Origin of the sequence: Nostoc punctiforme PCC 73102, assembly GCF_000020025.1 — a bacterium.
Taxonomy (GTDB): Bacteria; Cyanobacteriota; Cyanobacteriia; order Cyanobacteriales; family Nostocaceae; genus Nostoc; species Nostoc punctiforme.
Window position 1 is genome coordinate 5,977,567 of record NC_010628.1, and the last position, 25,096, is coordinate 6,002,662.

19 protein-coding genes and 1 pseudogene are annotated in these 25,096 nt (G+C 39.2%); 9 read left to right on the forward strand and 11 right to left on the reverse strand.

From position 1 onward, the window contains the following. The first annotated feature begins 3 nt into the window (after positions 1–3). From NPUN_RS24380 to NPUN_RS24395, 4 genes are all read left to right on the forward strand, one after another. Positions 4–1,266, forward strand: a complete 1,263-nt coding sequence (locus tag NPUN_RS24380) for a cysteine desulfurase (RefSeq protein WP_012411128.1) — start codon at positions 4–6, stop codon at positions 1,264–1,266. Positions 1,267–1,369: 103 nt separating this feature from the next. Continuing rightward, positions 1,370–1,978, forward strand: coding sequence for a hypothetical protein (locus NPUN_RS24385; RefSeq protein ID WP_012411129.1), 609 nt, complete (start codon positions 1,370–1,372; stop codon positions 1,976–1,978). Between the two features lies 1 nt (position 1,979). Next, positions 1,980–2,612 carry a Uma2 family endonuclease gene (locus NPUN_RS24390; protein ID WP_012411130.1) on the forward strand — a complete coding sequence of 211 codons (633 nt, stop codon included), beginning with the start codon at positions 1,980–1,982 and terminating at the stop codon, positions 2,610–2,612. Positions 2,613–2,642: 30 nt separating this feature from the next. Next, a complete protein-coding gene (locus NPUN_RS24395; protein ID WP_012411131.1) occupies positions 2,643–3,275 on the forward strand; it encodes a Uma2 family endonuclease in 633 nt (210 codons plus the stop codon). 34 nt (positions 3,276–3,309) lie between these two features. Here the strand turns inward: NPUN_RS24395 and NPUN_RS24400 are convergent, their stop codons facing one another. Next, positions 3,310–4,386, reverse strand: a complete 1,077-nt coding sequence (locus tag NPUN_RS24400; protein WP_012411132.1) for a ParA family protein — start codon at positions 4,384–4,386, stop codon at positions 3,310–3,312. A 649-nt stretch (positions 4,387–5,035) separates the two neighbouring features. Here NPUN_RS24400 and NPUN_RS24410 point away from each other — a divergent pair. Both NPUN_RS24410 and NPUN_RS24415 read left to right on the forward strand, forming a co-directional pair. Then, on the forward strand, positions 5,036–7,270 hold the full coding sequence (locus NPUN_RS24410) for a hypothetical protein (RefSeq protein ID WP_012411134.1): 2,235 nt from the start codon (positions 5,036–5,038) through the stop codon (positions 7,268–7,270). A 13-nt stretch (positions 7,271–7,283) separates the two neighbouring features. Then, entirely contained in the window at positions 7,284–9,566 is a 2,283-nt protein-coding gene (locus tag NPUN_RS24415; RefSeq protein ID WP_012411135.1) for a COG1470 family protein, read from the forward strand. A 14-nt stretch (positions 9,567–9,580) separates the two neighbouring features. Here the strand turns inward: NPUN_RS24415 and NPUN_RS24420 are convergent, their stop codons facing one another. The 6 genes from NPUN_RS24420 to NPUN_RS24445 all read right to left on the reverse strand — a co-directional run bounded on the left by NPUN_RS24420 (position 9,581) and on the right by NPUN_RS24445 (position 15,880). Beyond that, positions 9,581–10,264 carry a class I SAM-dependent methyltransferase gene (locus NPUN_RS24420; RefSeq protein ID WP_012411136.1) on the reverse strand — a complete coding sequence of 228 codons (684 nt, stop codon included), beginning with the start codon at positions 10,262–10,264 and terminating at the stop codon, positions 9,581–9,583. Positions 10,265–10,518: 254 nt separating this feature from the next. Further along, entirely contained in the window at positions 10,519–11,721 is a 1,203-nt protein-coding gene (locus tag NPUN_RS24425; protein ID WP_012411137.1) for an FtsW/RodA/SpoVE family cell cycle protein, read from the reverse strand. A 345-nt stretch (positions 11,722–12,066) separates the two neighbouring features. Further along, entirely contained in the window at positions 12,067–13,515 is a 1,449-nt protein-coding gene (locus NPUN_RS24430; protein ID WP_012411138.1) for a sensor histidine kinase, read from the reverse strand. A gap of 10 nt (positions 13,516–13,525) precedes the next feature. Continuing rightward, complete coding sequence (locus NPUN_RS24435; RefSeq protein WP_012411139.1) at positions 13,526–14,077, reverse strand: heme NO-binding domain-containing protein; 552 nt, start codon at positions 14,075–14,077, stop codon at positions 13,526–13,528. Positions 14,078–14,381: 304 nt separating this feature from the next. Beyond that, positions 14,382–15,116, reverse strand: coding sequence for an iron-containing redox enzyme family protein (locus tag NPUN_RS24440; RefSeq protein WP_012411140.1), 735 nt, complete (start codon positions 15,114–15,116; stop codon positions 14,382–14,384). After that, positions 15,113–15,880, reverse strand: a complete 768-nt coding sequence (locus NPUN_RS24445; protein ID WP_012411141.1) for a class I SAM-dependent methyltransferase — start codon at positions 15,878–15,880, stop codon at positions 15,113–15,115. The genes NPUN_RS24440 and NPUN_RS24445 overlap by 4 nt, the downstream gene beginning before the upstream one ends. A gap of 497 nt (positions 15,881–16,377) precedes the next feature. Here NPUN_RS24445 and NPUN_RS24450 point away from each other — a divergent pair, with 497 nt between their 5' ends. Then, a complete protein-coding gene (locus NPUN_RS24450) occupies positions 16,378–17,382 on the forward strand; it encodes a hypothetical protein (protein ID WP_012411142.1) in 1,005 nt (334 codons plus the stop codon). A 210-nt stretch (positions 17,383–17,592) separates the two neighbouring features. Here the strand turns inward: NPUN_RS24450 and NPUN_RS24455 are convergent, their stop codons facing one another. From NPUN_RS24455 to NPUN_RS24470, 4 genes and pseudogenes are all read right to left on the reverse strand, one after another. Next, on the reverse strand, positions 17,593–17,799 hold the full coding sequence (locus NPUN_RS24455; protein ID WP_012411143.1) for a phycobilisome linker polypeptide: 207 nt from the start codon (positions 17,797–17,799) through the stop codon (positions 17,593–17,595). Positions 17,800–18,022: 223 nt separating this feature from the next. Then, positions 18,023–18,511 (reverse strand): allophycocyanin subunit beta, encoded by a 489-nt coding sequence (apcB, locus tag NPUN_RS24460; RefSeq protein ID WP_012411144.1) that lies wholly within the window; start codon positions 18,509–18,511, stop codon positions 18,023–18,025. Positions 18,512–18,576: 65 nt separating this feature from the next. After that, complete coding sequence (apcA, locus tag NPUN_RS24465; RefSeq protein ID WP_012411145.1) at positions 18,577–19,062, reverse strand: allophycocyanin subunit alpha; 486 nt, start codon at positions 19,060–19,062, stop codon at positions 18,577–18,579. Positions 19,063–19,433: 371 nt separating this feature from the next. Next, positions 19,434–22,751: pseudogene (locus NPUN_RS24470) on the reverse strand (phycobilisome rod-core linker polypeptide); the annotation flags it as partial. A 542-nt stretch (positions 22,752–23,293) separates the two neighbouring features. Here NPUN_RS24470 and NPUN_RS24475 point away from each other — a divergent pair. Continuing rightward, positions 23,294–23,824, forward strand: coding sequence for a hypothetical protein (locus NPUN_RS24475; RefSeq protein WP_012411147.1), 531 nt, complete (start codon positions 23,294–23,296; stop codon positions 23,822–23,824). Between the two features lie 28 nt (positions 23,825–23,852). After that, positions 23,853–24,986: a hypothetical protein gene (locus NPUN_RS24480; protein WP_012411148.1), complete on the forward strand. Its 1,134-nt coding sequence runs from the start codon at positions 23,853–23,855 to the stop codon at positions 24,984–24,986. Positions 24,987–25,096: the final 110 nt, after the last annotated feature.

Below are 25,096 nucleotides of genomic sequence, written 5' to 3' on the forward strand. Positions count from 1 at the left end.
CCAATGACTTTTACTCCTACCAAAACCCTTGCTGATAAAGTTCGCGCTGACTTCCCGATATTGCATCAGGAAGTCAATGAGAAACCCTTGGTTTATCTCGATAATGCTGCGACATCGCAAAAGCCTTTATTCGTATTAAATACCCTACGGGATTATTACGAGCAATATAATGCTAACGTGCATCGAGGTGCCCATTCTCTGAGTGCTAAAGCTACTGATGCTTATGAAGGTGCTAGAGATAAAGTTGCCAAATTCATCAATGCTGCATCGCGTCAGGAAATTGTCTACACGCGCAATGCAAGTGAGGCGATTAACCTAGTAGCTTATAGCTGGGGAATGAATAATTTGCAGCCGGGAGATGAAATTATTCTGTCGGTGATGGAACACCACAGTAATATTGTGCCTTGGCAATTGGTGGCGCAAAAAACTGGCGCAGTACTTAAATTTGTGGAACTGACACCAGAAGAAACTTTTGATTTAGAACAGTTTAAAAAACTGATTTCTGAAAAAACAAAGTTAGTGTCAGTGGTACATATTTCTAATGCTTTGGGTTGCATTAATCCAGTTGAAGAAATTGGTGCGATCGCACATAAATACGGTGCTAAATTTTTAGTTGATGCTTGCCAAAGTGTTCCCCACTATCCTGTGGATGTGCAGAAAATAGATTGTGATTGGTTGGTAGCATCTGGTCATAAAATGTGCGCTCCAACTGGGATAGGATTTCTGTATGGCAAGTTGGAATTGTTAGAATCAATGCCGCCATTTTTTGGTGGTGGTGAGATGATTGCAGAGGTGTATTTAGACCATTCTACTTATGCAGAATTACCGCATAAATTTGAAGCTGGTACACCTGCAATTGGAGAAGCGATCGCACTTGGTGCTGCGATCGATTATCTTAGCAGTATCGGCATGGATAAAATCCACGCCTACGAAGCAGAATTAACGGCTTATTTGTTCCAACAATTAGAGCAAATTCCCCAAATTAGAATTTACGGCCCCAAACCAAATGCAAAAGGTGAAGGTAGAGCCGCTCTTGCGTCATTCACAGCCGGAGAAGTTCACGCTAACGACTTATCTACATTATTAGATCAAGAAGGCGTTGCTATCCGTTCTGGACACCACTGCACGCAACCATTACACCGTTACTTAGGTCTTGCTGCAACCGCACGAGCAAGTCTATCTTTCTACAACACCCGTGAGGAAATTGATATTTTCATCAAAGCACTGAAAGAAACTCTTGACTTCTTTGCAGGTTTCCTTGCTTAAAGTTACAAAATATTCCGATAGTGATTGTGCCAAATATCAGCAACATATCTTGCTAATAGTTGGCACAATTTAATTATCTGGATTATTTACAGGAGTAACTCAAGTGTCATACAGTGACTTTACTTTAGATAGAGTTAGAAAAACCTTTGGACTAACTATTTCTGATAAAGTTGATATATTTGCATCTGTACATAAAATAGAGTGTCCACCATTACTTGCAGAACTATTGCGGGAAAATGTACCTTTAGCTCTTGCTAGTAATACAGAAAAATCTCGGTCAGAAATGATTATTGCACCAATCTTAATTGCTGTAAGAAAATATTTAAATAATCAAATAAGTTTATTTTCTGGTATCGATTTTACCGTTGATTCAACACAAGGTTTAAATGGAAATTGCGATTTTATTATTAGCCGTTCGCCAGAGTTGCTAATTCTGAATGCACCAGTTATGACAATTGTAGAAGCTAAGAAAGAAAATATCAATGCAGGATTAGGTCAGTGTGTAGCAGAGATGTTAGCAGCTAAATTGTTTAATGAACGTGAAGGTAATAACATTCACACCATTTATGGAACTGTCACCACTGGAACTAACTGGAAGTTTTTAAAACTTATTGGGCAAGTGATTGAAATTGACTTAAGCGAATATTATATTAATGACATAGGTAAAATTATCGGGATTTTATCTAACATCCTGACAGAAGAAGTATTGTAATATGCTTGTCAAGTCAACGCCTGCTGAACAAAGAACAGTGCTACAGAACATTACCTGGGAAACCTTTGAAGCCTTGCTGAGAGATACAGGTGAAGATAGAGGTTCTCGCTTTGCTTATGACTGCGGTGTTTTAGAAATCATGACTCCACTTTTTGAACACGAAAATCCTAAAATTCAGTTTGACCGATTGATATTCGCTTTAGCAGTGGAATTAAAAACTAAAATTAGAAGTGCTGGTTCTACAACATTAAAACGTCAATCAATAACAAAAGGAATAGAACCCGATACTTGCTATTATATTCAAAATGAGCCACTAATTAGAGGTAAACAAGAATTAGATTTAACAACAGATCCAGCACCGGATTTAGCAGTTGAAATTGATATTACTAGCAGTTCTGTTAATAAATTTAATATTTATGCGGCTTTAGGTGTAGGAGAATTATGGAGATATGACGGTGAAGTTTTAAAATTTTATCAACTAATAGAAAGCGAATATATTGAGATTAAGTTGAGCAGAGCTTTTCCTTTAATTTCTGTTAGTGAGATGAATAGATTTATCCAGCAAAGTAAAACTATGGATGAAATTGATCTGGTGCAATCTTTCAGCGCTTGGGTGCGTGGAAAGATAGCTTAAAATCATAAATTAATTACGAATTATTTTAATATGCTTGTCAAGTCAACGGTTGGTGAACAAAGAACAGTGCTACATAACATTAGCTGGGAAACCTTTGAAGCCTTGTTGAGAGATACAGGTGAAGATAGAGGTTCTCGGTTTGCTTATGACTGCGGTGTTTTAGAAATCATGACTCCACTTTTTGAACATGAAAACCCCAAAAGTAATTTTGGTAATTTTATTATTGCTTTAGCTGAAGAATTAGGAATTGAAATTAGAAGCGCTGGTTCTACAACATTGAAGCGGAAAATATCAAAGCGGGGAATAGAGCCAGATACTTGCTACTATATCCAGAATGAACTAGCTATTAGGGGTAAGCAAACTTTAGATTTAGAAAATGATCCACCGCCTGACTTAGCAATTGAGATTGACATTACCAGTAGTTCAGTTAACAAATTAGGGATTTATTCAGCGTTGGGTGTAATTGAACTTTGGAGATATGATGGTCAAAATTTGAAATTTTATCAGTTGGTAGAAGGGCAATATGTCGAGTGTAAGCTTAGTATTGCCTTTCCTATAGTTTCAGTGAGTGAGATAAGCAGATTTATTGAGCAGAGTAAAAGTATCGGAGAAATTGCTTTACTCAAATCATTTCGTGCTTGGGTGAGGGAAAAGATAAGATAATGGAGTCGAGAATTTAACCTTTTTTAGGTAAAATTTAGTGTATCTTGTCCACAAATAATTCTATCTCTTCTAAAGCTTGTGAGTAGTTACTAATAGGAAGTCTAACAACACTACCATCTGGCATTATATATTTAGACTCTTTGGGAAGCATAGACATAGGAATTCCAAGAGACGATGATACTTTACCCGATGTGTGAAAATCTTTTATGCCTGAAAAATAATAGTTTTCCCATTCCTTACTAGAAGTTGGGGTATGTTGACAAGGTGCAAATAATGAAGGAAATTTATTAAATTGCTCGTAACAAAAATCAATTAGTTCTGTTCTTATAGAATCAAATGCTGTTGCGACTCCATCCTTAATTGTATAGTTATTAAAAACAAACTCGTAAATTAGTGGCAATTTCAGTTGAAAGTGTTCTACTTGATTATTAAAAGTAATGATACCATCAGCATACTGTTTCAAAGCGGCAGAAGGATATTTCCCAAAAAGTAGCATAAAAAGACTTTTTATGCCTTCAAGAGAGCTAAAATCTGCCATCATTGGAACCACAATTTTATCTGAAGAAACTAGAGCCATTTGTGTATACATAGAAAAGCTAGGATTGCAATCTATAAAAACAACCATATCCTTATAAGTTTCACTATTATACTCATATTCACATAATCTTCTTATAGCCGTCATGTATTCTGACCATGCTTTTATATTTGCCGGATTAATGACTGCATAGTTTAAAGCTAATGAAAGAGATTCTAAAAAAGAATCACCAGCTATTAAATATAAATTTTCCGAGATATTTGGATTGTAACGGTACACTGGAACTTGATATGAAGTATTAGGTTTTCGGAAGTTTGAGTTTCCCTTTAAAAGCCAATCTATAAACCCAACTATGTTTTTTCTAGTAGCTGAAGATTGTAGCCTCTGATTGATTTGGTATCCCTTTTTCCCTCCTCCAAGCAAAAATTGAGAGATATTTGCTTGAGGACACATATCAATAACTAAAACTTGGGTTTTTGGGTTTTTTTCAGCATAAAGTGTTGCAGCGTTAGAACAAAGCGTTGTTTTACCAACACCACCTTTATTGTTGTAAAAGGCATAAATACTAATGCTCATAGGTAAGTTCCTCAAATAAAAATGGTTAAATTAGCTAAGTATAAAATAGCATATAGTACAGGCGATCGCACCTCTTAACTAAGCCACAACTAAAACGCGATCACTATCTAACCCAGTATTATCTCTCTTAGACGTGTGAGGATTGATAGATTGGTAAATACTGGTATTACTAATAGAACCATCTTATATAGGAGTTTTGCCCAAATAGCTAATTATGTAAATAGTTAAAATTATACCTATAAATTTACGTATTCGATCAATAATCATTCAGGCAATCATAACAATTTACTACTTTTGTAAAGCAATAATAAGTATGTATTCTTGCTGAGTTCTTAAATAAACATTTAATCTGAGTACTAAAAATCAGGTTTTGTGGTATTTTTATCAGAAACACTCAATTTTTCGCCCATAAACTTGGGTTATCAAGCTTTATTGGGAATTGTGACAGATATCCAATTGATGAATTTTTATTTGAATATACTATATAGCTTTTATGAAAATGACTTTTATCAATTGAGAAATTTATTACACAATATTGAATATATACATTTGAATAATCAAACCACAAAAACGATTGTCACTTTTTCGCAGATATTAATTTTTTAATAGTATTAGTCATGGAAAATAATAAAATAGTATAAATAATAGCATGGAAAAAAGTGTTATTAATGCCAGCCTTTCTACTCAGAACCTAACCTTTCGTCCAGGTGATACTCCTGTATCATTTGAGGTAACTGTCAATAATGACAGCGATCGCTTTGTCAATTTTCAGGTAGAAATTACCGCCGCCGGAGAAACCCGGAACACTGGATACCGATGGTATCGACTCGAACCAGAGGTGGCAGCAGCTAAACCACCGGGTAGCAGTACCATATTTCAAGTCTTCATATTCAATACACCCATTTCAGGATTTGTCGGTACTGTCAACCTGATGGTTAATATTTTTTCGCCGCAATTAGCACAACAGTGCAGACTTGTGCTGCGTCTGAAAATCGAACGAGATAATAGACCAACACACTTAAGTGTCGAATTGCCTGTGCGAGAGTTTCAAGTTTATCCCCGCAATTCAGTAGATATACCAGTACGAGTGCGGAACTTGGGGCAACAACCAACTGATGTGGGGCTACATTTTACAGGCGTTGAGCCATCTTGGCTAGCAGGTAGTGCAGAACGCCGATTATCTCTAGATCCAGGTGGATTAGCAGAAGCCACATTTCAATGTCAACCTCCTTCTGTAGTGCAAGCGCCTAGTCAAAATTACCCTTTTACCATTGAAGCTGTTAGCAATAATGGTTATCCAACCAGTGCTGAAGGCAACATTGAAGTCTTACCAGTCGGTTTTATAGACTTTACCACCACTCAAAAACACCTCAAAATTCCTAGTAAATCGGTATGGTTGCCTGACTGGAAATCTGATACAGCTTCCTTTGAATTACTATTTAAAAACGCTAGCAACCTCAACCAGCAAATTAATGTTCAGGTACAGGGTAGAGACTGGCGAAAATGTACTTTCAAAAAGCTTCCTGAAAATGCCAATCTCCATTTAGGAGAGACAAGTAAGGTCATCCTTGATGTTAAAACAAAACGCCCTTGGGTAGGAATCGGTAAAACTCTTTTATTAGAGGCTAAATCTGAATTATCCGACCAACGTTTAGGGAGTACAGACCCCGCCACGCAGACATTAGAAGTGGAGGCTTTGGCAATTATACCTCTATGGTTACAGCTAGCTGCGATCGCACTCTTAGCTGCACTCCTAGCATTAATACTGCAACCAAGAGATATAATGCATACACGTTCTGTAAACTCAATACGCTTTAGTGGTATTGGTTTATCTGTGGTCAGTGGCTCAGATGATTGCACATTAAGACTTTGGAGAATTGCTGCTGACAGCTTAAACCCCGATGACACAGTAACATACGCTGGGCAACCCGTAGCTTGTGACCAACGGCAACAGCCTAAAGGTTTAATGGCGATTACTGATGATGCTGTAGAAGTCTTACGCTTCATGCCATTACAAAATGATCGTGTTGCCGTTGGTCTTGATAATGGTGTAATTGAACTCAGAGATGTACCATCAGGTCTAAAGATTAGCGAACTTCAAGACCTTAAAGATCCTAAAGCAAAAGGCGATCGCGTCTTTGATTTAGCTTTCACTTCAAACTCACTTAACTTATTCAGTGGCTATGGCAGTGGTAAAGTTAGAGTATGGTCAAGAACAGCGCCTAACAGCGATTTTCTGCCAGAACCGCAAGTTATCGATGTACAAAGTACATTGAAACTATCAGGTTTCCAAGTCCGGGCATTAAATCTCAACCCAGATGCCAAAACTCTAGTAATTGCGGGAAACTTTAAGCGTTTTATCTTGTGGCAGTGGAACCCAACTCAATCTGATAAAAAATTCCCAGGTTTATCAGTGCAAAATCTAGAAAAACTAGACCCATTAGTTGGGCGTGAAGACTATATTTGGGGATTGGCTTTTGTTCCTAACTCGACAGAAAAAATCCTAGCAACCTCCGATTCAGCGGGATTCATTACGATTTGGAATTTGAATCAGTGCCAAACTCTAAAAAATCCCAATCCACAGGAAAAAATTAATGAACTCAATTGTTCGCCAATAGATCGCTGGCCAGCATCAAAAACATCTGTGCGTAGTCTGGCATTTAGTGATGATGGTGGTTTGCTAGTAAGTGGTGGCGATGATGGACGAGTGGTGCTTTGGTACTTAACTCCCGAGCATAAGCTTGACAAAATAAAGGCAGCAGAAGGTAAAACAATTTACCAAAGCTCTAAAAAAATCAATAGTATCGACTTGAAAACTAATCAAGGAACCATGATTGTTAGTGGTGGTGAAGATTTTCAAGTCAAACTACACCGCATAAAATAAGAGAGTCAATGATATGCAAGCTAAATTCAATCCACTGCAAGTTATTATCAACCCACCTGGAATTCAATTTGGAATGCCAGGAGATACTATTGAACTCTATATTGTTGTGATCAATCAAGGAGACCAAGATGCGGTTATTGATTTACATTTTGTTTTTGACGAAGTATTTCAAAATTTAACCGGTTGGTCTAGTTCTCCTAGAGAAAGTTTAGCATTAGCTTCCCAACAGAATAGCGACGAAGTAAGATTTGAGTTTCAAATTGCCGCAAATACTCTTCCCGGAACCTATGACTATACATTAGTCGTAGATTCACCTCTACATTATCCTCAAGATACACCCATAACCTTCCCAAACCAAATTAAGGTTCTGCTACAAGAACAGACTGCAATTCGGGTGAATGACCCGACATTTTCCATTAGACCTAACACCAACCCCAACAAGCCGCTAATTTTCAATCCTAGTGAGCCTCTGCAAGTAGAGGTTATAGTTGATAATCGCTCTTATCTCGTCGATAGGTTCCGCTTGAGTTGTCCAGATTTAGACGAAAACTGGTTCACAATTAATTACCCTGCAAGTGGATACGAAGGTTCTGGATTGGTATCTGAAGTTACTGCACTAGAACTAAACCCTGGTACTAAAGGTCAAATATTGTTGAAATTTCACCCACCTGGGGATACACTTGCAGGAAGCTATTCTCCTACAATCCGCTTGTATTCGGAGAACTCTCCCGACTTAGTACTACTAGACTTGGTGTACATTCAAATTCCGACAAATTATCGCTTAGATATAGAACTTCATACGATTTTGGGACAAGTTAGCCGTAGTCTGGGCAAGTATGAATTATCACTAGCGAACCAGGGTAATATTGTCCGTGAACTGATATTAAGCTTAAAAAGTCGAGACGAAGAAGAACTATATACTTACAAATTTGATCCGGCTGAAATAAGATTATTACCAAATAGAAGTGCTGTGGCCAACTTGACGGTCAAACCCAGACCTTGGTGGCGAAAACCGTGGTTTGGCTCAGGGTTGGTGGTTAACTTTCAACTCGACATCAAAGACCAAAAAAATTTACCCCTACCTAACACATTGCCTCAAGGCAGCTTGATATGGAAACCCCGTCCTTTGTGGCAATTTATTCTGTTAATTTTGGTAATTTTGGGATTATTAGGAGGAATAGGATTTATCATTTGGCGAATTTTAAATCCCTATCCTTTAAAATTAGAAAATTTTAGTGCAAAAGATTCTCAAATTACTGAAGGTGATGAGGTTGCTTTGAACTGGGAGATTCACCACTATAAACAGTTGCAAAAGTTGGTTCTGACTGCTAAAGGTTCCCAACCCATTGAGCCTATTACCTATGACTTTAGCAATGGCATTCCTGAAGCACTGGGTAAGGGAAGTACACCTCTTTGTCAGATACAAGAAGAACAAGAGCTTATTTGTAGCAACGTGAAAACTGGAGTGAAAACAAAAGGAAATTACACTTTTCAGTTACAAGCCTCTTATCAAAATGGTATACAGTTATTTTCTCGAACCAATCAAGTAGCAACCCAAACAACTCAAGTAGAAATAGCTGAGAAACCAATTGCTGAAGTTGTTAATTTTCAAGCAGATAAACCACAGTATACAAAAGGTCAAAATATTCTTTTAAGTTGGACTATTGCGCGTCCATTACTGCTGCAACAAATTCAAATTGCTGGCAGTGCAGATGATGAGACATCCTACGGCGAACCAATTGTTTATAAAATTAATCAAGGCAATCTTGCAGACCCCAAGCTTAAAAAGCTATGTACACAACAAAATCAAGAGCTACGATGTATAAATATTCCTATACCTGCATATAAAGCAGGAAAATTTGCCTTTCAAATCAAAGCTTTTTCTAATGGAAGTCAAAAAACTAGTTTTAAAAAGACTGAATCTAAAATAGAAATTTTACCAAAACCATTTAGGATTGTTTCTTTCACAATCAACGGTAGCGATCAACCAAATCTGGTTCTCAATGAAGGAACAACTGCTACCCTGAGTTGGAGAGTAGAAGGGGAAAAAGGAAATATTCAAGTTAAACTTTTGCCATACGGCGATGAAGTTGCATTAAGTGACTCAAAGCAGTTTCCAGTTAATTTAGCCTTCCCACCTCAAATCACTCTGCAAGTTAATGATATATCTAATAAGCAACCACCCCAGCAAAAAGGATTTGTAATCACAGTCCTCAAAAAAGTAGTACCTACTCCTATACCTACAATTAACTCGATTCCACCTAACTCATCTCAAAGCCCCTTACCTCTAAGGTAAGTTTTATCAGGCTCTTAGGGAGATTCTTTATAGACTGTGAAAGATTTGGTTAAACCGAAAAACTTTTCTTCATAAAGTTGCGATTCAGGGAACAGATTTAGGAATTCTCTCTTACTCAGCAGCCTAATTGAAGTTGCTATCTTTCTAGCCAGCTCTTTATCAGCTACCTTGTCGTACCATCCAATAGCAAAATTTGTTAGTAGCCATACCCGAGAACTTACGGGAAGAAATTGAAATAAAGGAAATACAAAGTGGGGTTCAATCGGAAAAAAAACATTTGGTGTTTGAACAAAATATCTTTTTCCCACTCGCATTACTTCAGTAGCCATCTGGTACTGTTGATCGTAATCTCCGACATGTTCAATCACTGAATTGGAAAAAACTATATCAAACTCATTGGATTGAAAATTTACCATATTTGTAGCACTCCCAATAACTTGCTTGATTTTTGGATGTGTTGAGCTTGTTTTGGGAAATTTTAAATTTAGTAAAGTAATTTCTATGTCTTTATTTTCTTGATTCAAAAAGCCTAAATTCTCCCAAAAGCCTACTGTTCCTCCAACATCGAGTATTTTTATAGGTGAGGGCAGTGAGTCTAATATAGATACGAACAAAGAGAAGCGCTTTTTTCTTAGGCTACTTGCCCACGAGTCGGAAAGAGTAGAGTCATATACTTTACGGCCTATGAGTTTATTCATTTATTTGTTACCACTAAAATTAGTTTATTTAACAAATGAAATATTGTTTAAGATATGTTGTAAAAACGCTCTGGAGGTAGTATATTTTTACAGTGTTTTTTTGTCAATACTTTATATCTAAATTGTTATAAGTACTTATGAGCAATGATTCCAAGTAAAGAATTGTAGGGAGAGCAAGCGAGTCTTTGTGGTAAAGATCGAGAGATGCCTTTAAAAAGAAACCGTAAAAGTTTGCCTGCCCTATTTCCTACAGGTCAATTCTTATTTTTCTGAAAACTCCCACGTCTGCGCCCATTTTCAAGCAGGGGTTTTCGTAACGGTACTACCTCAGCCTCATTACTCTCGCGTGCTACCCGAATCAACAACCCAGCAGCTATTAAGCTAGCAATCATAGAATTACCACCATAGCTAAACATGGGCAAAGGCAAGCCTGTAGTTGGTAGAGAACCTGTAGCCACACCAATATGGAGCAATGATTGTCCTACCATCACAATCGTCACGCCGATCGCTACTAATCGATGTACTGTATTTTTAGCCTTCAGCGCCACAATTAATCCGAGAGTAGCGAATGTAGCTAAAAGTGCCAACAACACCATACTGCCAACAAAGCCGAACTCCTCAGCGAACACGGCAAAAATAAAATCGGTATCCTGAATGGGTAAATAAAACAGTTTTTGTTGAGAAAGCCCAAACCCGGCTCCCCAAGTTCTACCAGAACCCACAGCTAGTAGACTTTGCACCAACTGGTAGCCATCTCCTGTAGCATCTGCCCAAGGATTGAGGAATGACATCACCCGCTTACGCTGATACTCTTTTATGCTAATACTGAGTATCGCCAACATTACTCCGCCAATTGCTGTTCCCCCTAGGTACTTGTAAGGTAAGCCAGCCGCTAGAGCAATTAGCCAAATAGTCATACCGCAAAGTGCTGTTGTACTTAAGTTGGGCTGGGCAAGAATTCCTAAAAGTACCAAACCGAAAATGCCCAACCAAGCAAAGCGAACCCGCCAACTGATACGTTCCCACTGACCAAAAAGCCGCGCACTTTGCAGCACCAAAAAGGGTTTAATTAATTCTGAAGGTTGAATAGGAATTGGCCCGATCGCAATCCAACGGGCTGCATCAAAAGCCTTTTTTCCCAATCCTGGAATCAGTGTGACAAAAATTAATGCCAAAAACAGCAACAAAAACCAATGGGATACTCCCAAAATTTTCTGCAACGGCAAATTAACAATAATATTAAATCCGATTAAAGAAACTAAGACCCAAAGCAGTTGACGCTTAAAGTAGTACAATCCATCACCCTGACGCGCGTCAGCGACGGGATAAGATGCTGAAAATAGCATTATCAAGCCGACAAACAGCCAAATCAACGTTAACCAGCGCAACAACCGCGCTTCTAATGCCCAGTTGGAAACTGAACTATCAAAAATTGGAATGAGGCGGCGTAGATTCACGAGCAGTACAGGTAAAAAGTTAGGAATTAGAAGTTAGAAATAAAACTCATAAATCATAACTTATAACTCATAAGTAGTCTTTAAAACTATAAATCTTAGAGTTGTTAACTTCAATACACTGTTAGTTAAATATTTTTGACAAATTTGGTTGGCTATGAATGCCATATCCTTAGACGAAACAAGCTATGCTTACCATCCCGTAGAGATCGCATCACTACACGTAAACTAAAAAAATATTTTATACATTAAACGCAGTAGTTTTAAAAATAATTGAGAATTCAGAGAGTTAAAAAATAAATGGTTAGTGCTTCTCTCTCACTGCAAGCATTTCTTAATTCTCATAATTCACAAAACATAACTCAACGATTTGACGCAATCAACTGCTTGTGTATCCATAGAGAGGGGAATTTCAATCCAGAATTCAGTACCATGCCCGGGTTCTGATACACATTTCAGTCTTCCCCTATGTTTTTCAACTACAATTTGATAGCTAATTGACAAACCTAGCCCTGTACCCTTACCCACAGGCTTAGTTGTGAAAAATGGATCAAACAGTCGTTCTTTAACTGCTTCTGTCATTCCTGAACCATTATCGGCAATTCGAATAACACAGTTCGTTTCAATGACTTCTGTAATAATTTTAATTATATTCGGACTGGCATGAATTTCTGCGATCGCGCGTTTATCGTTATGACTTTCGAGTGCATCGATGGCATTACTGATAATATTCATGAACACTTGATTGAGTTGTCCGGCGTAGCAATCTACCAAAGGCAAGTTTCCATAGTTTTTAACTACTTTGATCCCAGGATGATCTACGCTATTTTTAAACCGATTTTGTAAAATCAGCAAGGTACTATCTAGTCCGTGATGAATATCAACCTTTTTCATTCCTGCTTCATCAAGACGAGAGAAGTTCCGCAGAGACAAGACAATTTCAGAGATCCTTTCGGCTCCTACTTGCATCGAATCTAGAATTTTGGGCAAATCATCTCGTAAAAAATCTAATTCGATTTCATTAATGCATTCTTTAATTTCTGGCACAGGATTGGCATAAAATTGCTGGTAAAGAAGCACAAGCTTTAGCAAACACTGTGTATAATCTTTTGTATATTTTAAATTCCCGTAAATAAAGTTAACGGGGTTGTTAATTTCGTGAGCAACTCCTGCAACCAACTGCCCCAAGCTGGACATTTTCTCAGCCTGAACCAATTGGGCTTGAGTTTGCTGTAGCTCCCGGAGGGATTTTTCCAATCTTTTAGCCTGAGCCTCAGCAATTTCCGCTAGATTCTCCTTAATTTGCAGCGCACTCCGCAGTTGTGCCCTTTGTTGTTTCAGTTCGCTTGTTAACTTTTTGGCATCACCCAAAGCGGTGTTTTGAGATTGTAGTAAAAACAGAAAATCAACTATTGGGTCGTGAATCGCAAAGTCTTTGAGTTTGATACCCAAAGGAGCCAAGCTAGTTGTATCTGTAATCCAGGGAGAACCTAAAAAAAATATTACCTCCTCCTCTGGTTGATACATCATCTGACCCTTGAGCTGCATTCCATTGTGGAGAAACTCTAAAATAAATAGGGCACGAGGCTGTTTACTAATAGCATCAAAATCAATCAGAATCTTTGGACGGTTAATTTGAAAATGTTGCTCAATCAATTTACCAACTAATGGCTCAGGACTAATGCGTTCCAAGACCTCACCAGTTTGTACAATTTCACGATTACGGCTAAATGCAAAGTGGAAGGGAAAAGCTTTCGCCAGTAACTCTGGTGAAAGCGTAAGGTGAGGAGGAGCCATGCTGCTACACTCAATTTGGTTTATAAATCACTAAAAATTCATCATGTTCAGCACCTTCATCCCGATTCTGGGTTTGGGTAATATGAACTTCTGTATCAAACCTTGTCCCCAATCCTTTGATTAGACCAATAACCATTGGAGTTAGCCCTTCTCGATCAGAACGATAGTGTAAACTTAGAGAATTTTCCTCCATATCAGTACACTCAAATGATGGGGGCTGGAGTTTAGGAAAGCTAACTCCTACACGAGCATGAAGATTGTCGAGGTTTTCTAAAAACTCAGGCAATGTATCTCCACTCATGTCCAGCATTTCACCATAGCCTTCTTGTGCTGTGTACTGAACCCAGAATTCCCCAAAGGCTTGCATAATTTGTTTGGGAGATAAACTTAGAATGACACTAGCAGCTTTTACCAACTTGTGGGTGATGTCATCGGGATAGCCTTCCATACTGAGGAAAACATCTACGTCCACCTCTGCTTTGTGCTTAATTTGTTTCCAAGTCTCTTCGCCAAAACGACTGCATACCATGTCTTGAATCGCCTTGTTCACTAAACCGTACATGGAAGCCTCCTGATGACTACACCTAATTTTGCTTTGTGAATTTGCCCAAGACTCGACAACTAATTTCTTAAAAAGATTATTTTAATGACAAAATTTTCTGTAGTTATACTTTGAAAATGCTTTATTACAGATTTAAAATCCCAAAAAAACAAGTAAAACTGTTTGTATTCTAATGCTACAAATCCTCATTGTTACAACCGTATTTTTACTTATTGCTTTGCCCAGCTAGTTTTGAGGATTTGTAGTAAGGACTTTAGTGCTTACTACAAACTTATTTACCCATCAATTTAAACTTGACACAATACTACAGCAATGCATCAAAATGCACCCATGAATCAGGATACAAGCTGTATTTAGAGATTTGACGCTGAATTCCATTAAAAAATTGGACACGCGCATCCATAGCTTCTACAATAGCCAGTTTTACCTTGATATCCTCCTCATTCATGGGAATTCGAGGTTCAATCACTGCTGCTAGCTTTGCTGCATGACTATCATCTACATCAATATGGACTTCAAAAAAGATCAGGGCTTCTTTGGGTAAGGGAGTAGCACCAATAATTCCTTTATATAGTTGCGTGTAGAGTGAGCTAACAATCCCTTCGGAAGCATAACAGACAGCACCCAGTGCAGCTAAGTAGCCATATTTATGTGGTATCTGCAAGTAAGTTTCAATCAGGGCACGAGTTTCAGGTGCAGTGGGTAGTGCTGCCAAAGTTTCGTCGTCGATACCAAGGGCGCGGGTAAATTGACGAAACAACTCTGGGTGGGACTGAGTTATATCTCCTTGTCCCATTTCGTCAAAGAGGTTTTCTAAGATGACTAACTGACTACTTTCATCTTCGCAACAAGATAAGATGCTAGCTAAAATCCGATTAAATTCTTTGGAGAATTTGTACATCTGAACAGCTAGTATCTGTACGTCTGGTAAAAATAAATTTCCAGCCCGACAACGGATTAGGAACTCATGGCTCCATAGAGGATGATTAACCGTTATTTCACGGAAGGAATTTATCACTAAAGAAGATGTCTGTGTCATCGTAATATTTGTAGGGCTAGATGAAGTGGTTGGTCAAGCAAGGGGCTAAAAAATGATTTGTCTACTGCGATATGTTCTGAAGTTACACGCAATTCCTGTAAAATTGGCATAGTATTAAAGCCAGCAATTCTAAGGGCATTAAAATAATCTTCAAGAGTTTTGTGAATCAATTGGACATTTAACCAGGAGCCATCTCGTTTCCAAATACGACCAGGAAACTGCTGATCTCGATTACTAAAATAGCCTGCACCCTCAACTTGAAAATAAAACGGATATGCTGCCTCCCGCATATATGGAAAAGATGGATGGGGAACGCTAAATACAAATCGACCGCCGGGACGAAGAATGCGTGCAACTTCTGCCATACATTCTTGGGTTTGAGAAATTGTCAAATAGTTAAATAGAAATACTGCAACAACTAAGTCAATTTCGCTATCATCAAACCGCTTGAGATTGGTAGCACATCCTACTTCGTAGCTAATACTTAAAGGATGTTCTACTTCTTGCAACTTTGCGGCTTCAATCATGCCTTGGGAAAGGTCTATTCCATATACTTGTGCAGCACCACGCCTATGTAATTCTCGACTGCAATAACCTTCTCCACAACCTATATCAACTACTCGCAGTCCACTAACAGGCTCACAAAGCTCTAGTACAGAAGGGCGTGCTGTAAAGTCTGAGAGAGAACTAGGTTCTCCTCTAATCCAGTCTGATGCTGTGTGATTGTATAAGTTTATAGTTGAGTCTTTGTGATTATTTGACATTTTTAACTATCTATTTATATTAGATTTATGTTGCTTTTAACCAATCGGGGTTTAGTAAGTATTAAATACTGTATATGTTTTAACATTTTGCTAATTTAATGCTAATGTTGATTTTACTGATTTTTGTTTTCTGGTTAATTTTGTGTTAAAAAAGCATAGTTTTCAAGATATAACCTAGTTCAAATATTCTAAACTTTTTAATTTCTTCAAATAGAAAAAAATTAATATAATCAGGCTTCATGAAGTTTTCGGAATACTTAGTTAATGCCTACTCCACACATAAATACTTTGAGGTTTAAACCTTACCTTTACATATACTTTACTAATCTGGTTAAAATTAACTCTTTAAATCAAGATAAAAAATAGAAAGTAAACAGTATATTTTACGAAGTATAAGGAGAATAATCTTGTTAGGTTGTAATAGTCAGATCGTTTTTAAAATGAAATGGCTTGGGATGTATGAGTGATTTAAATAATTTAGAATAACCTTGGAAGATATGATGTTACAAAAACTGTTAGCCAAGTCAGTAGTGGGCGATCGCGTAGAATACGATCGGGCGATCACATTCTCTCAACTTGGCGATCAACTCTTTGATGAACTTGCTGATAAAATTGCTACAAGACGACAGTATCGGCTACTGTTTGAACACACATTAAAGGCTGAGTTGTTCCAGCAGATCCGCATTGCTGCTGCTGGTTATATTTCAGGATGTCTGAATAGTCACATAATTCTTTCAGAAGCTGAAATGCTTGAACGACTATTGGAAACAAGAAATACATTACCGAACTACACCGGCACTGGTCTTTTGATGCCTAAGCGAGAACATACTCTCGCATTTAACCTTTTTCAAAAAAGCGTAGCTGAGGCTTTCTACCAACTAGGAGCAAATGAACTGATTGATGCAGTAGATTTACCAGTCAATCTCCGTATGGTTTATGGTAAAACTGACGCAAAAAAATTGAGTTTACCCTTCGCTAGCTCAAAATGCCATAGCGATGTCTGGGCAGGTGTTGCAGCTGATGCGACTGTAGTAGTTCTGCCACTATTTGGCGACATCGATAATATAACCATTGAAGCAGGTGAGATGCCCCGCGAGATGGAACTACAGTCTATGCAAGTGATGTCAGACTTCGATGAAGGTCGGGATGTTCCAATGGTTGTCTCCTATACAGAAGCACAACTACAACATGGCACAATGTACTTCAATGATGCCCGTGGATTGCACCAAACAGTAAGAAGGAAAACTGAAGGTCTAAGGATTTCTGTAGATTTCCGGTTTCGCAGGAAATTCAATGAAGCTTACCGGGCAATGGTAGCACCTAGTATTGGTGGTGTTGAAGAAGATATGAGCGTGCCTTATGAAGACTGGCTGAAAGTTGGTAAGGAAACGCTAATTGTGTTTGATGAAAGTTGTGAACAAGCCAGAAAAAAACACAATTCTGGCGCTCCAGTTCCTCTATATACTCGTGGGTATCGCCTTGTAGAAATGTTCAACTCTTAACTTTCAGAAATACAAGTAACAAAAAAGCAAGAGGTCTGATATCAGACCTCTTTATCAATTTTTATCATCCATAGACCTAGATTGATAAATTTTGCGATAGTCTAATTTTCCGAAATAAAAAACAGATTTTTTGTAGTATTAACTCTCAACAAAAAAGAGGTCTGTTTCAACCTCTTATCAATTCCCTAAAATAATATTCTATTTACAAAATTACGACAAGCCAGTATTAGCACCTTGCTTACCAGTTGCCAGTTCTACTTTGATAATTTTACCACCTGCTTTTTGAATACGTTGCTGTTCACGGAACCAGTTTTCATAAGGAACTAGCTTAGTGAAATAGGTATTTTGCAGTTCGCGTTGGGTACGAATTCGGGTTTGGCTGGGAACTAGAGCAGTAATTTTAAACAAACGGGACATATTTTGAAAATCTCCTGTAAACTTTGTGAAAACTTTTTTTATCTCAAAACCTTGAGTGCAAATCTTTTAATCATTCCAAGGCTGGAAATCAAACATCAATACTAGACCACCAACACTCATCACTGATAATCTACCAAGATAAGCAATATAACGTTCTAGCACTCACGGTTGATTTCCAGACCTTAATAAAGCCGCACCTAAATTCTTAAGCGCAAACTAGCTCTTAGCTTAAGCCAGAAGAGATATAGTCTAAGTAAACGCCCATTTCCTTACCAGCGTCAGAACCAACCAAGCTAGCGGTTACTTCCTTGATTGCTTGGATAGCTTGCACGGTAGCACCAACGGGAACTCCTAAAGAGTTGTAGGTTTCCTTCAAGCCATTTAATACACGCTCATCCAAAATGGAAGGATCGCCAGCTAACATAGCGTAGGTGGCATAGCGGAGGTAGTAGTCCAAATCACGGATGCAAGCAGCATAGCGGCGGGTGGTGTACATGTTGCCGCCGGGACGGGTGATGTCAGAGTATAGCAAAGATTTTGCTACAGCTTCTTTGACGATCGCAGCAGCATTAGCGCTGATGGTGCTAGCAGCACGTACCCGCAATTCGCCAGTAGCGAAGTAGCCTTTTAGTTTTTCTAAAGCAGAGTTGTCTAAGTATTTACCTTGAACGTCTGCGGAGTTAATGACAGCGGTAATTGCGTCTTGAGCCATGTTGTTAATTCCTTATTTCCAACCGTATTGCAATACTTCTGTTTCGGCAGGGAAACAGCATCACCCTATAGCAGGGCACCAACTAGGTAGTCGAAGTAGGTACCAGCTTCAGAAGCATCATCACCAGACAGCAATGTAGTAGCTACATTCTTCAGCCCACGGATACCTTCAGCAACACCATCAATAGGGGTTCCCAAGGACTTGTACAGTTCACGGGCACCGATAACACCAATTTCTTCAATCGGTGTAACATCACCAGCAACGATACCGTAGGTAACGAGGCGGAGGTAGTAATCTAGGTCACGCAGGCAAGTAGCAGTCAATTCTTGACCGTAAGCGTTACCACCAGGAGACACAACATCAGGACGCTTTTGGAACAATTGATCGCCAGCTTGCTTAACCAGCCGCTCACGATTTTCTGTCAAAATTTGAGCAATCCGCACGCGGCGTTCACCACTGGCAACAAAGGATTTGATCCGATCCAATTCACCAGGGCTGAGGTAGCGAGCTTCTGCATCAGCATTCACGATAGCTTTCGTGACGATACTCATTAATGGATTCCTCCAATACAAATGAAACCAGGATTTGATTAAACTGGTGAGACTCTAAATTTGGTTTACTGAGTTTGTTCTCTCGTGCTTTTAGACACAACAGTTTGATAACTGCTACGACTAATTAATTACGAGTTTTCTTGAGTCAACACAAGCACACAAGCTTTTAAACTCAGTTACCTTCCGCAAAACATTTTCCGGCATTCTGTTGAGCATTTATGACTGCTCTTAACACTTTGTAATATTACCTTTCAGAATTCCCTGTTTTAGCTGTAATCTGAGAGCAATATTACGAAAGGTTACAAAGGAGAATTGGGAATTGGGAAAAATTAAATTCCCAGTCCCAAGTCTCCAGTTTTTAATCTTTACTCAGCCGCCTGTACACTGCCTAGGTAATTACCTATTGGCAAAGATGGGAAGCGGTTGTAAGGCACAACATGTTCACCGAAGTAGCGGCTATATTCTGGGCTTTCGACTATTGCTTCTACAGCAGCCGACAAACCACTATCAGCTAGCAGCTGGTTATACTGGCGAATTTCTTCCTGAGTTGCGGGTGTACGCCCCAACAGGTGACGGAAAAGGAACTCAACCACCTTGGCATGAGGATAAGGTGACAAGAAGCGCTGACGATAGATTTCAGAACTAGCTAGCTCACGCACAAACTGCCGCACGGAAATTTCACCATTCTGGAGTTTGCTATCTAGGTCAGTACGGCGGAAATTATCAGGCACTTCACCACTAAATACATCTAATACCTGACAGTAAATGGCGTTGATTGCCTGTTGTGTTTCGGCTTGGTTTGCACTTTCTGTTAGACGGTAAATGCGTGCATGTTTACGCACACCCAGTTCTACAGGTTGTCCGCTACCATCGTTGTAGGAACGACCCAGTTCAGCAAAAGCCGGCTTGCTTTTGTTGATACCGTTTGTTTGGGTTGCTATATCTGCGATCGCCTGCGTCAAAAGTGGTGTATCGTTACTAACTCCTACACGTGCTTGCACGGGTTTAAAGCTAGGCACAACTACGTCATCATTTTGCTTGGTCAGCTGGTTGTACAGCTTTTCGGTATTCGGGAAGTTTGCTGCAGGTAGGGTTGGGAAGCGACGGTAAGGAACCGTATCTTCACCAAATACCTGGTTGTATTCCACACTATCTACCAAAGCACCAATAAAGGCACGAATCCCTTGAGTAGCCAAAATTTGGTTATACTTACGGATTTCTGCTTGGTCTAATGGCGCACGTCCTAAGAAGTGTTTGGTTCCCAACTCAATCACTTTAGTGTTGGGGTAGGGTGTGTAGAATTCTTTCAGGTAGAGGTTAGAGTAACCCAAACCTTCAATAAATTCCTTCACGCTGATTTCGCCGTTCCCCAGCTTGCTTTCCCACGCCGTAAATTCATTTTTAGCGATGTAGGGTGCAACATCGCGCTCAAAAATCTGACGATAGGCAGCGCTAATCAAGGTTTTTACTGCAACTTTGTCGCTGGTATTCGAAACCAGTTTGAAGATTTTGGTTTGTTCGCGTTGCTTGCTAACACCTTGGTTAATGCGGAACTGAATATCTGGTTCTGACCGTTTTTCTGTGACTGTACCCAATGTCACAAAGCTCGGTGTTACTTCCTTCTGAACTTTCGCCGCAACATCTTCCCGAATGCTACCAACGCGCAATTGTCGCCCTGATACACCACCTGGAGTTAGATACCGTTCGTAAGGAATTGTATCTTCACCAAATGCTTCGCTGTATTCTACGCTGTTAATAATGGCATCAACGACGGCGTAAAAGCCCTGTTTGGAAGCAATATCAAAGTACTTGTTGATTTCTTGACGGCCATAAGTCGGACGACCTAACAAGCGGCGGTGAATATACTCGATCGCTTTACAAACATAGAGCGATGACCAGTACAGATTGCGGAATACATCAGACTTAGCCAAAGCACGGATAAACTCACGTACAGAGATGTCGCCGTTTTCCAGCTTAATTTCTAATACCTTCGGGCGCTGACCTTCGTAGAGATCGCGACCAAAAACTTGCAGATAAGCAGCTCTAATCACAGCTTGTGTTGAGCTTTCGGAGAATCTGACGCTAGAATTTTTGGCAGCCTTTTTACCTCTGGTACCAGGAAGTTGGTCTAATTTGAACACCTTGGGTCCAAGAGTACCAGGAGCTTCACCCCGAGCTTTGGGATTACTATTTTGGTTATTAATCCCTGCACCTTGGTGAATCAGGATGCGTTTGGTATCTTTGCCAAAAGGAGCCGGACGGGTGCTGGGGTTGCGAGTTTCTTTCGGGAAAATCGCGCCAAACTGAATTTCCAAGGGGTCATTACCAGAACCGTAAGGATGTTGGTCTGGTAGTGGCTGTTCATAAGCAGCAAATGTGGTGATAAACTGAGGTATTTTGCGGAAAGGCGCACTGTAGTTAAACAGGTCTTGCTGCGGTCCCCAGTTGCGACATTCTTGTGCTTCTTGCCCTAGACCCCGGAGGTATGGTACTGTTTCTTCACCAAAATAGTCGCCGTATTCAGCAGAATCTACTAAGGCATCTACCAAGGCTGGTAGACCACCATTAGAAATAATCGAGAAGTATTTTTGTACTTCTTCCCGGCTACTTGGGCCCCGTCCTAAAATGTGGCGGAAAGCAAGTTCGACGACTCGGCTGTTAATAAAAGGCTGGTAAAACTGTTTTTGGTAAAGGGGAGATTTAGCTAGACGACGAACAAACTCCTTCACGGAGATGTCGCCATTTTTCACCTTGGATTCTAAATCAGATATTGACAAGCTATAAGCACGGGTAATGTCGCGCTCAAAAATTTGCCGATATGCCGCTTTGATTACCTCATTTTTTTCGCTACTTGACAACCCAGTTTTCATCACAAACTTGGGACGGCGTTCTGCTGCATTAAAGTAAATTTGCGGCAGTTGCAACCCTTGCTGGTCGCTAGAGGGACGTTGACGGACTTTATTTGAAGGTGTCGCTGCTTTGAATTCTGTTAACAAAACATCCATGTACTGAGACACAATTTCCGTAGCCTCAGCATCCTTGCGGAAAAAGGAAAGCGATCCGGCTTTGATTTCTTGCAAAGCTACTAGCGTTGCTTCACCAGAGCAGGCATTTTCAATTATTTCCCGCAAACCCCGTGTGTTCACCGCTATGATGTTGGGGTCGCCAGCAACGATCGCATAAGTAGCGTAGCGCAAGAACCAGGATAAATCCCGCAAGCTCTTGGCCATGTTGCTGGGGCCATAACGAGCAATGTTAATTGGTCTGAAACCTGCGGGTACCGGACCGCTGGGAGATGAGTTAAATATTGATCGTAAATTTTCTAGGAACCCACCACGACTTTCAACGTAGGTTACAGTTCCTAGTTGCATCCCTTGTTGAACATTAGCATCACCACCACCAGCAGTTACTAGTTCTGCTTCTCTGGGCTTTTCTAAAAAAGCCATTGGCGAACCACCGACAAAAATCCGGTTGGCAGCGCGAGACACAATAATCTCGGCATTATCCGTAAGCGTCTGGGAAATCTCTAAACGCTTTGCACCAGATGCAAAATAGCTTGCCAGTTCATTTAGTTCACCACTTCCCAAAAAGCGGTCTTGCTGCTCGGCTTGGGTAATTGTCGCTACAGCTAGGGTTTGATATAGTTGCGGACGCGCAACTGAGCTTCCACCACTCGCCTTAACACTCATCGGATTTGTAAAACTCCCATGATAATCGTTATATATGTTAAATCTGGATCGCTTTGAGGCTTGACACATCGGTGTCTCTGTGCTTTATGAGCCTGAGAGTATTGCCTGCAAAACTGCCAGTAAATTAACCCAGTTAGCTTTTAGATTAGAACGTTTTGCGTTCTCAAGGCTGGTTTATTAAGAAGTGTGTAGAACCTGTAGCTTAGATACATCCAGTCTCAAGAGTACATACTCTTGTTTGGCTGAGATCAAATCTAAGTTTTGTAACTCAGGAATAGGCTAGGCATGGTCTACTGATGCCGAAAACCTCTGTTTTGATGTTTGTGGCAGTATCCATTTTACGATTATTGCAACTGTTGCAAAATCTTAGTTGAAACTAAATTTCCTTCAGCAATGATCGGTGGACAGTAGTCACTAGTCGATGTTAAGTTGTTTTTGCTACTGATGACTGAATATTACGAAATAACGCCGCCCTGGAAATAATTCTCAAATTGCGGTGTTTTTTAGCTTTAGCTATCAGTATTCTTTAACGGGAAAATACTATGCGCAAAAGTTCTAAATTTAACTATTTAACCCAAGTTGCCTTGTCTGCGATCGCAGTTATTTTAGCTGTCACTCCTGCAAATGCGCTTCCCGAGCAGAACATCAACACCGTTGTTAAGTGGGCAAAGACTCGTTCGCAACTACCAACTTTGAGATACAACAGTGAAGCCCACGGCTACGAGGGAACAAAAGGAAAATTATACTTTTATGCTAATGTCACCGAAGAAAATGGGACAGTGACCAAAGAAGGAATAACCGTGAGTGGTGACTCAAGCATCAAATTCACCACAAAAAATGCCAAAACGGTGAAACTATTAGAAAATATTTATAATTCTAATATTGCTAATGACTTCCAGAAGTCTCGGTATGCCACCAAGGTTGGACGTGACCAGTTTTATCGTGGACAAAAGTTTGCTTACATCACGACGGCGGTGCAAGGTGGGTCATCATTCCAGATAATTCCCTTGAATAAGTTGCAAGAGTTTATAGATAATGCCAAATATTGCCAAACTAATCAATGCGACATTTAATTAAGTGTGTTATTAAATTTGGTATTTCATGCTGATAAAGCGACGTAAATTTATAGGCTTAATTCCTGCTTTGGTAACAGCTAGTACTAGCTGCATTCTTTTGAGTTTCAATACCACCAAATATTTAACAGTTAATCGGAAACGAAATTTACCCTTCTTCTTAGGCTGGTATGACCACATTTACAATATTGATGTTTCAACCCAAGTATCTTCTAAAGGAATTGATCTATTAATACCTTATGTAGTACAAGCAGACAAGGGAAAAATTCAAGCATTTCTGGATATTTCTAAGAAAGCAGGAGTAAAAGTTTTATTAGAAATTTATCGTCCCCTAGTTGAATCAGAAAATATCTTAGGAGTAAAACATTTTATTCTTACTTATAAAAATCATCCTTCTGTTTATGGTTGGTATCTTTATGATGAACCAGAGATTAAAAAACCTACACCGCTCTCTCCAGATTTATTAAAAAAGATATACCAAGCTATTAAGGAAGAAGATAATTATAAGCCAGTTGCTTTAGTCTTTGCTGACATTAAAAAAATTGAATCTTACGCCGATGCAATGGATATACTGATGTGGGATCGTTATCCTTGCGAGGAGGGAGTTTCAGAATTCGAATGGGTATTATCTTACCGAAAGGCACTGTATAAAGTAATTTCTCTAGCTTATGTTAAAAAGAAAAAATTTTGGAACGTACTACAGGCTTATAGCAAAAATCAGTTCAAAAAACGACTACCAACAAAAAGAGAATTTCGCTATATGTTTTACTTATCAGTCCTTACAGGGGCAGATGGGCTGCTATTTTGGACGCACTACCTCTCTTCACATTTCTGGAATGAGTCAGTTTTGTATCCTACTATTCAGGAATTTCGAGATTATGTTCCTGCAATTGTTAGAGGGGAAGATTCAAATAATCAAGTACAAGTAAATCACTCAGATATAGAAGTTAAATTATTCTCTATTCCTAATACTAAAAATTTTTTGATGATAGCTGTTAATCACAATGATACTCAGATTAATCTCACCGTAAAACTCCCTCAAAAATTAGCTAATAAATTAGTTACTTTTAATCAAAATCCTATTACCAAACTATCTACTGAGGCAGGTTTCAGTACTATTTTAGAGGCTTACGAAGTTCGTCTATATCAAATTGGGATGTAAAAGATGCTTTGATAAGATTCTCCAAATCAACAAAACAGTAAATACTTCAAGATTTTTGCATAGAAGGATAATTTTATGGCGTTGCAAAAATTAGCGTATTCGATAATATA

Excerpts from the sequence above, each read along its gene's own strand:
- NPUN_RS24380 (WP_012411128.1), top strand. The coding sequence starts at position 4 with ATGACTTTTACTCCTACCAAAACCCTTGCTGATAAAGTTCGCGCTGAC.
- NPUN_RS24390 (WP_012411130.1), top strand. The coding sequence starts at position 1,980 with ATGCTTGTCAAGTCAACGCCTGCTGAACAAAGAACAGTGCTACAGAAC.
- NPUN_RS24395 (WP_012411131.1), top strand. The coding sequence starts at position 2,643 with ATGCTTGTCAAGTCAACGGTTGGTGAACAAAGAACAGTGCTACATAAC.
- NPUN_RS24400 (WP_012411132.1), bottom strand. The coding sequence starts at position 4,386 with ATGAGCATTAGTATTTATGCCTTTTACAACAATAAAGGTGGTGTTGGT.
- NPUN_RS24410 (WP_012411134.1), top strand. The coding sequence starts at position 5,036 with ATGGAAAAAAGTGTTATTAATGCCAGCCTTTCTACTCAGAACCTAACC.
- NPUN_RS24415 (WP_012411135.1), top strand. The coding sequence starts at position 7,284 with ATGCAAGCTAAATTCAATCCACTGCAAGTTATTATCAACCCACCTGGA.
- NPUN_RS24420 (WP_012411136.1), bottom strand. The coding sequence starts at position 10,264 with ATGAATAAACTCATAGGCCGTAAAGTATATGACTCTACTCTTTCCGAC.
- NPUN_RS24430 (WP_012411138.1), bottom strand. The coding sequence starts at position 13,515 with ATGGCTCCTCCTCACCTTACGCTTTCACCAGAGTTACTGGCGAAAGCT.
- NPUN_RS24435 (WP_012411139.1), bottom strand. The coding sequence starts at position 14,077 with ATGTACGGTTTAGTGAACAAGGCGATTCAAGACATGGTATGCAGTCGT.
- NPUN_RS24440 (WP_012411140.1), bottom strand. The coding sequence starts at position 15,116 with ATGACACAGACATCTTCTTTAGTGATAAATTCCTTCCGTGAAATAACG.
- NPUN_RS24445 (WP_012411141.1), bottom strand. The coding sequence starts at position 15,880 with ATGTCAAATAATCACAAAGACTCAACTATAAACTTATACAATCACACA.
- NPUN_RS24450 (WP_012411142.1), top strand. The coding sequence starts at position 16,378 with ATGATGTTACAAAAACTGTTAGCCAAGTCAGTAGTGGGCGATCGCGTA.
- NPUN_RS24455 (WP_012411143.1), bottom strand. The coding sequence starts at position 17,799 with ATGTCCCGTTTGTTTAAAATTACTGCTCTAGTTCCCAGCCAAACCCGA.
- apcB (WP_012411144.1), bottom strand. The coding sequence starts at position 18,511 with ATGGCTCAAGACGCAATTACCGCTGTCATTAACTCCGCAGACGTTCAA.
- apcA (WP_012411145.1), bottom strand. The coding sequence starts at position 19,062 with ATGAGTATCGTCACGAAAGCTATCGTGAATGCTGATGCAGAAGCTCGC.
- NPUN_RS24475 (WP_012411147.1), top strand. The coding sequence starts at position 23,294 with ATGCGCAAAAGTTCTAAATTTAACTATTTAACCCAAGTTGCCTTGTCT.
- NPUN_RS24480 (WP_012411148.1), top strand. The coding sequence starts at position 23,853 with ATGCTGATAAAGCGACGTAAATTTATAGGCTTAATTCCTGCTTTGGTA.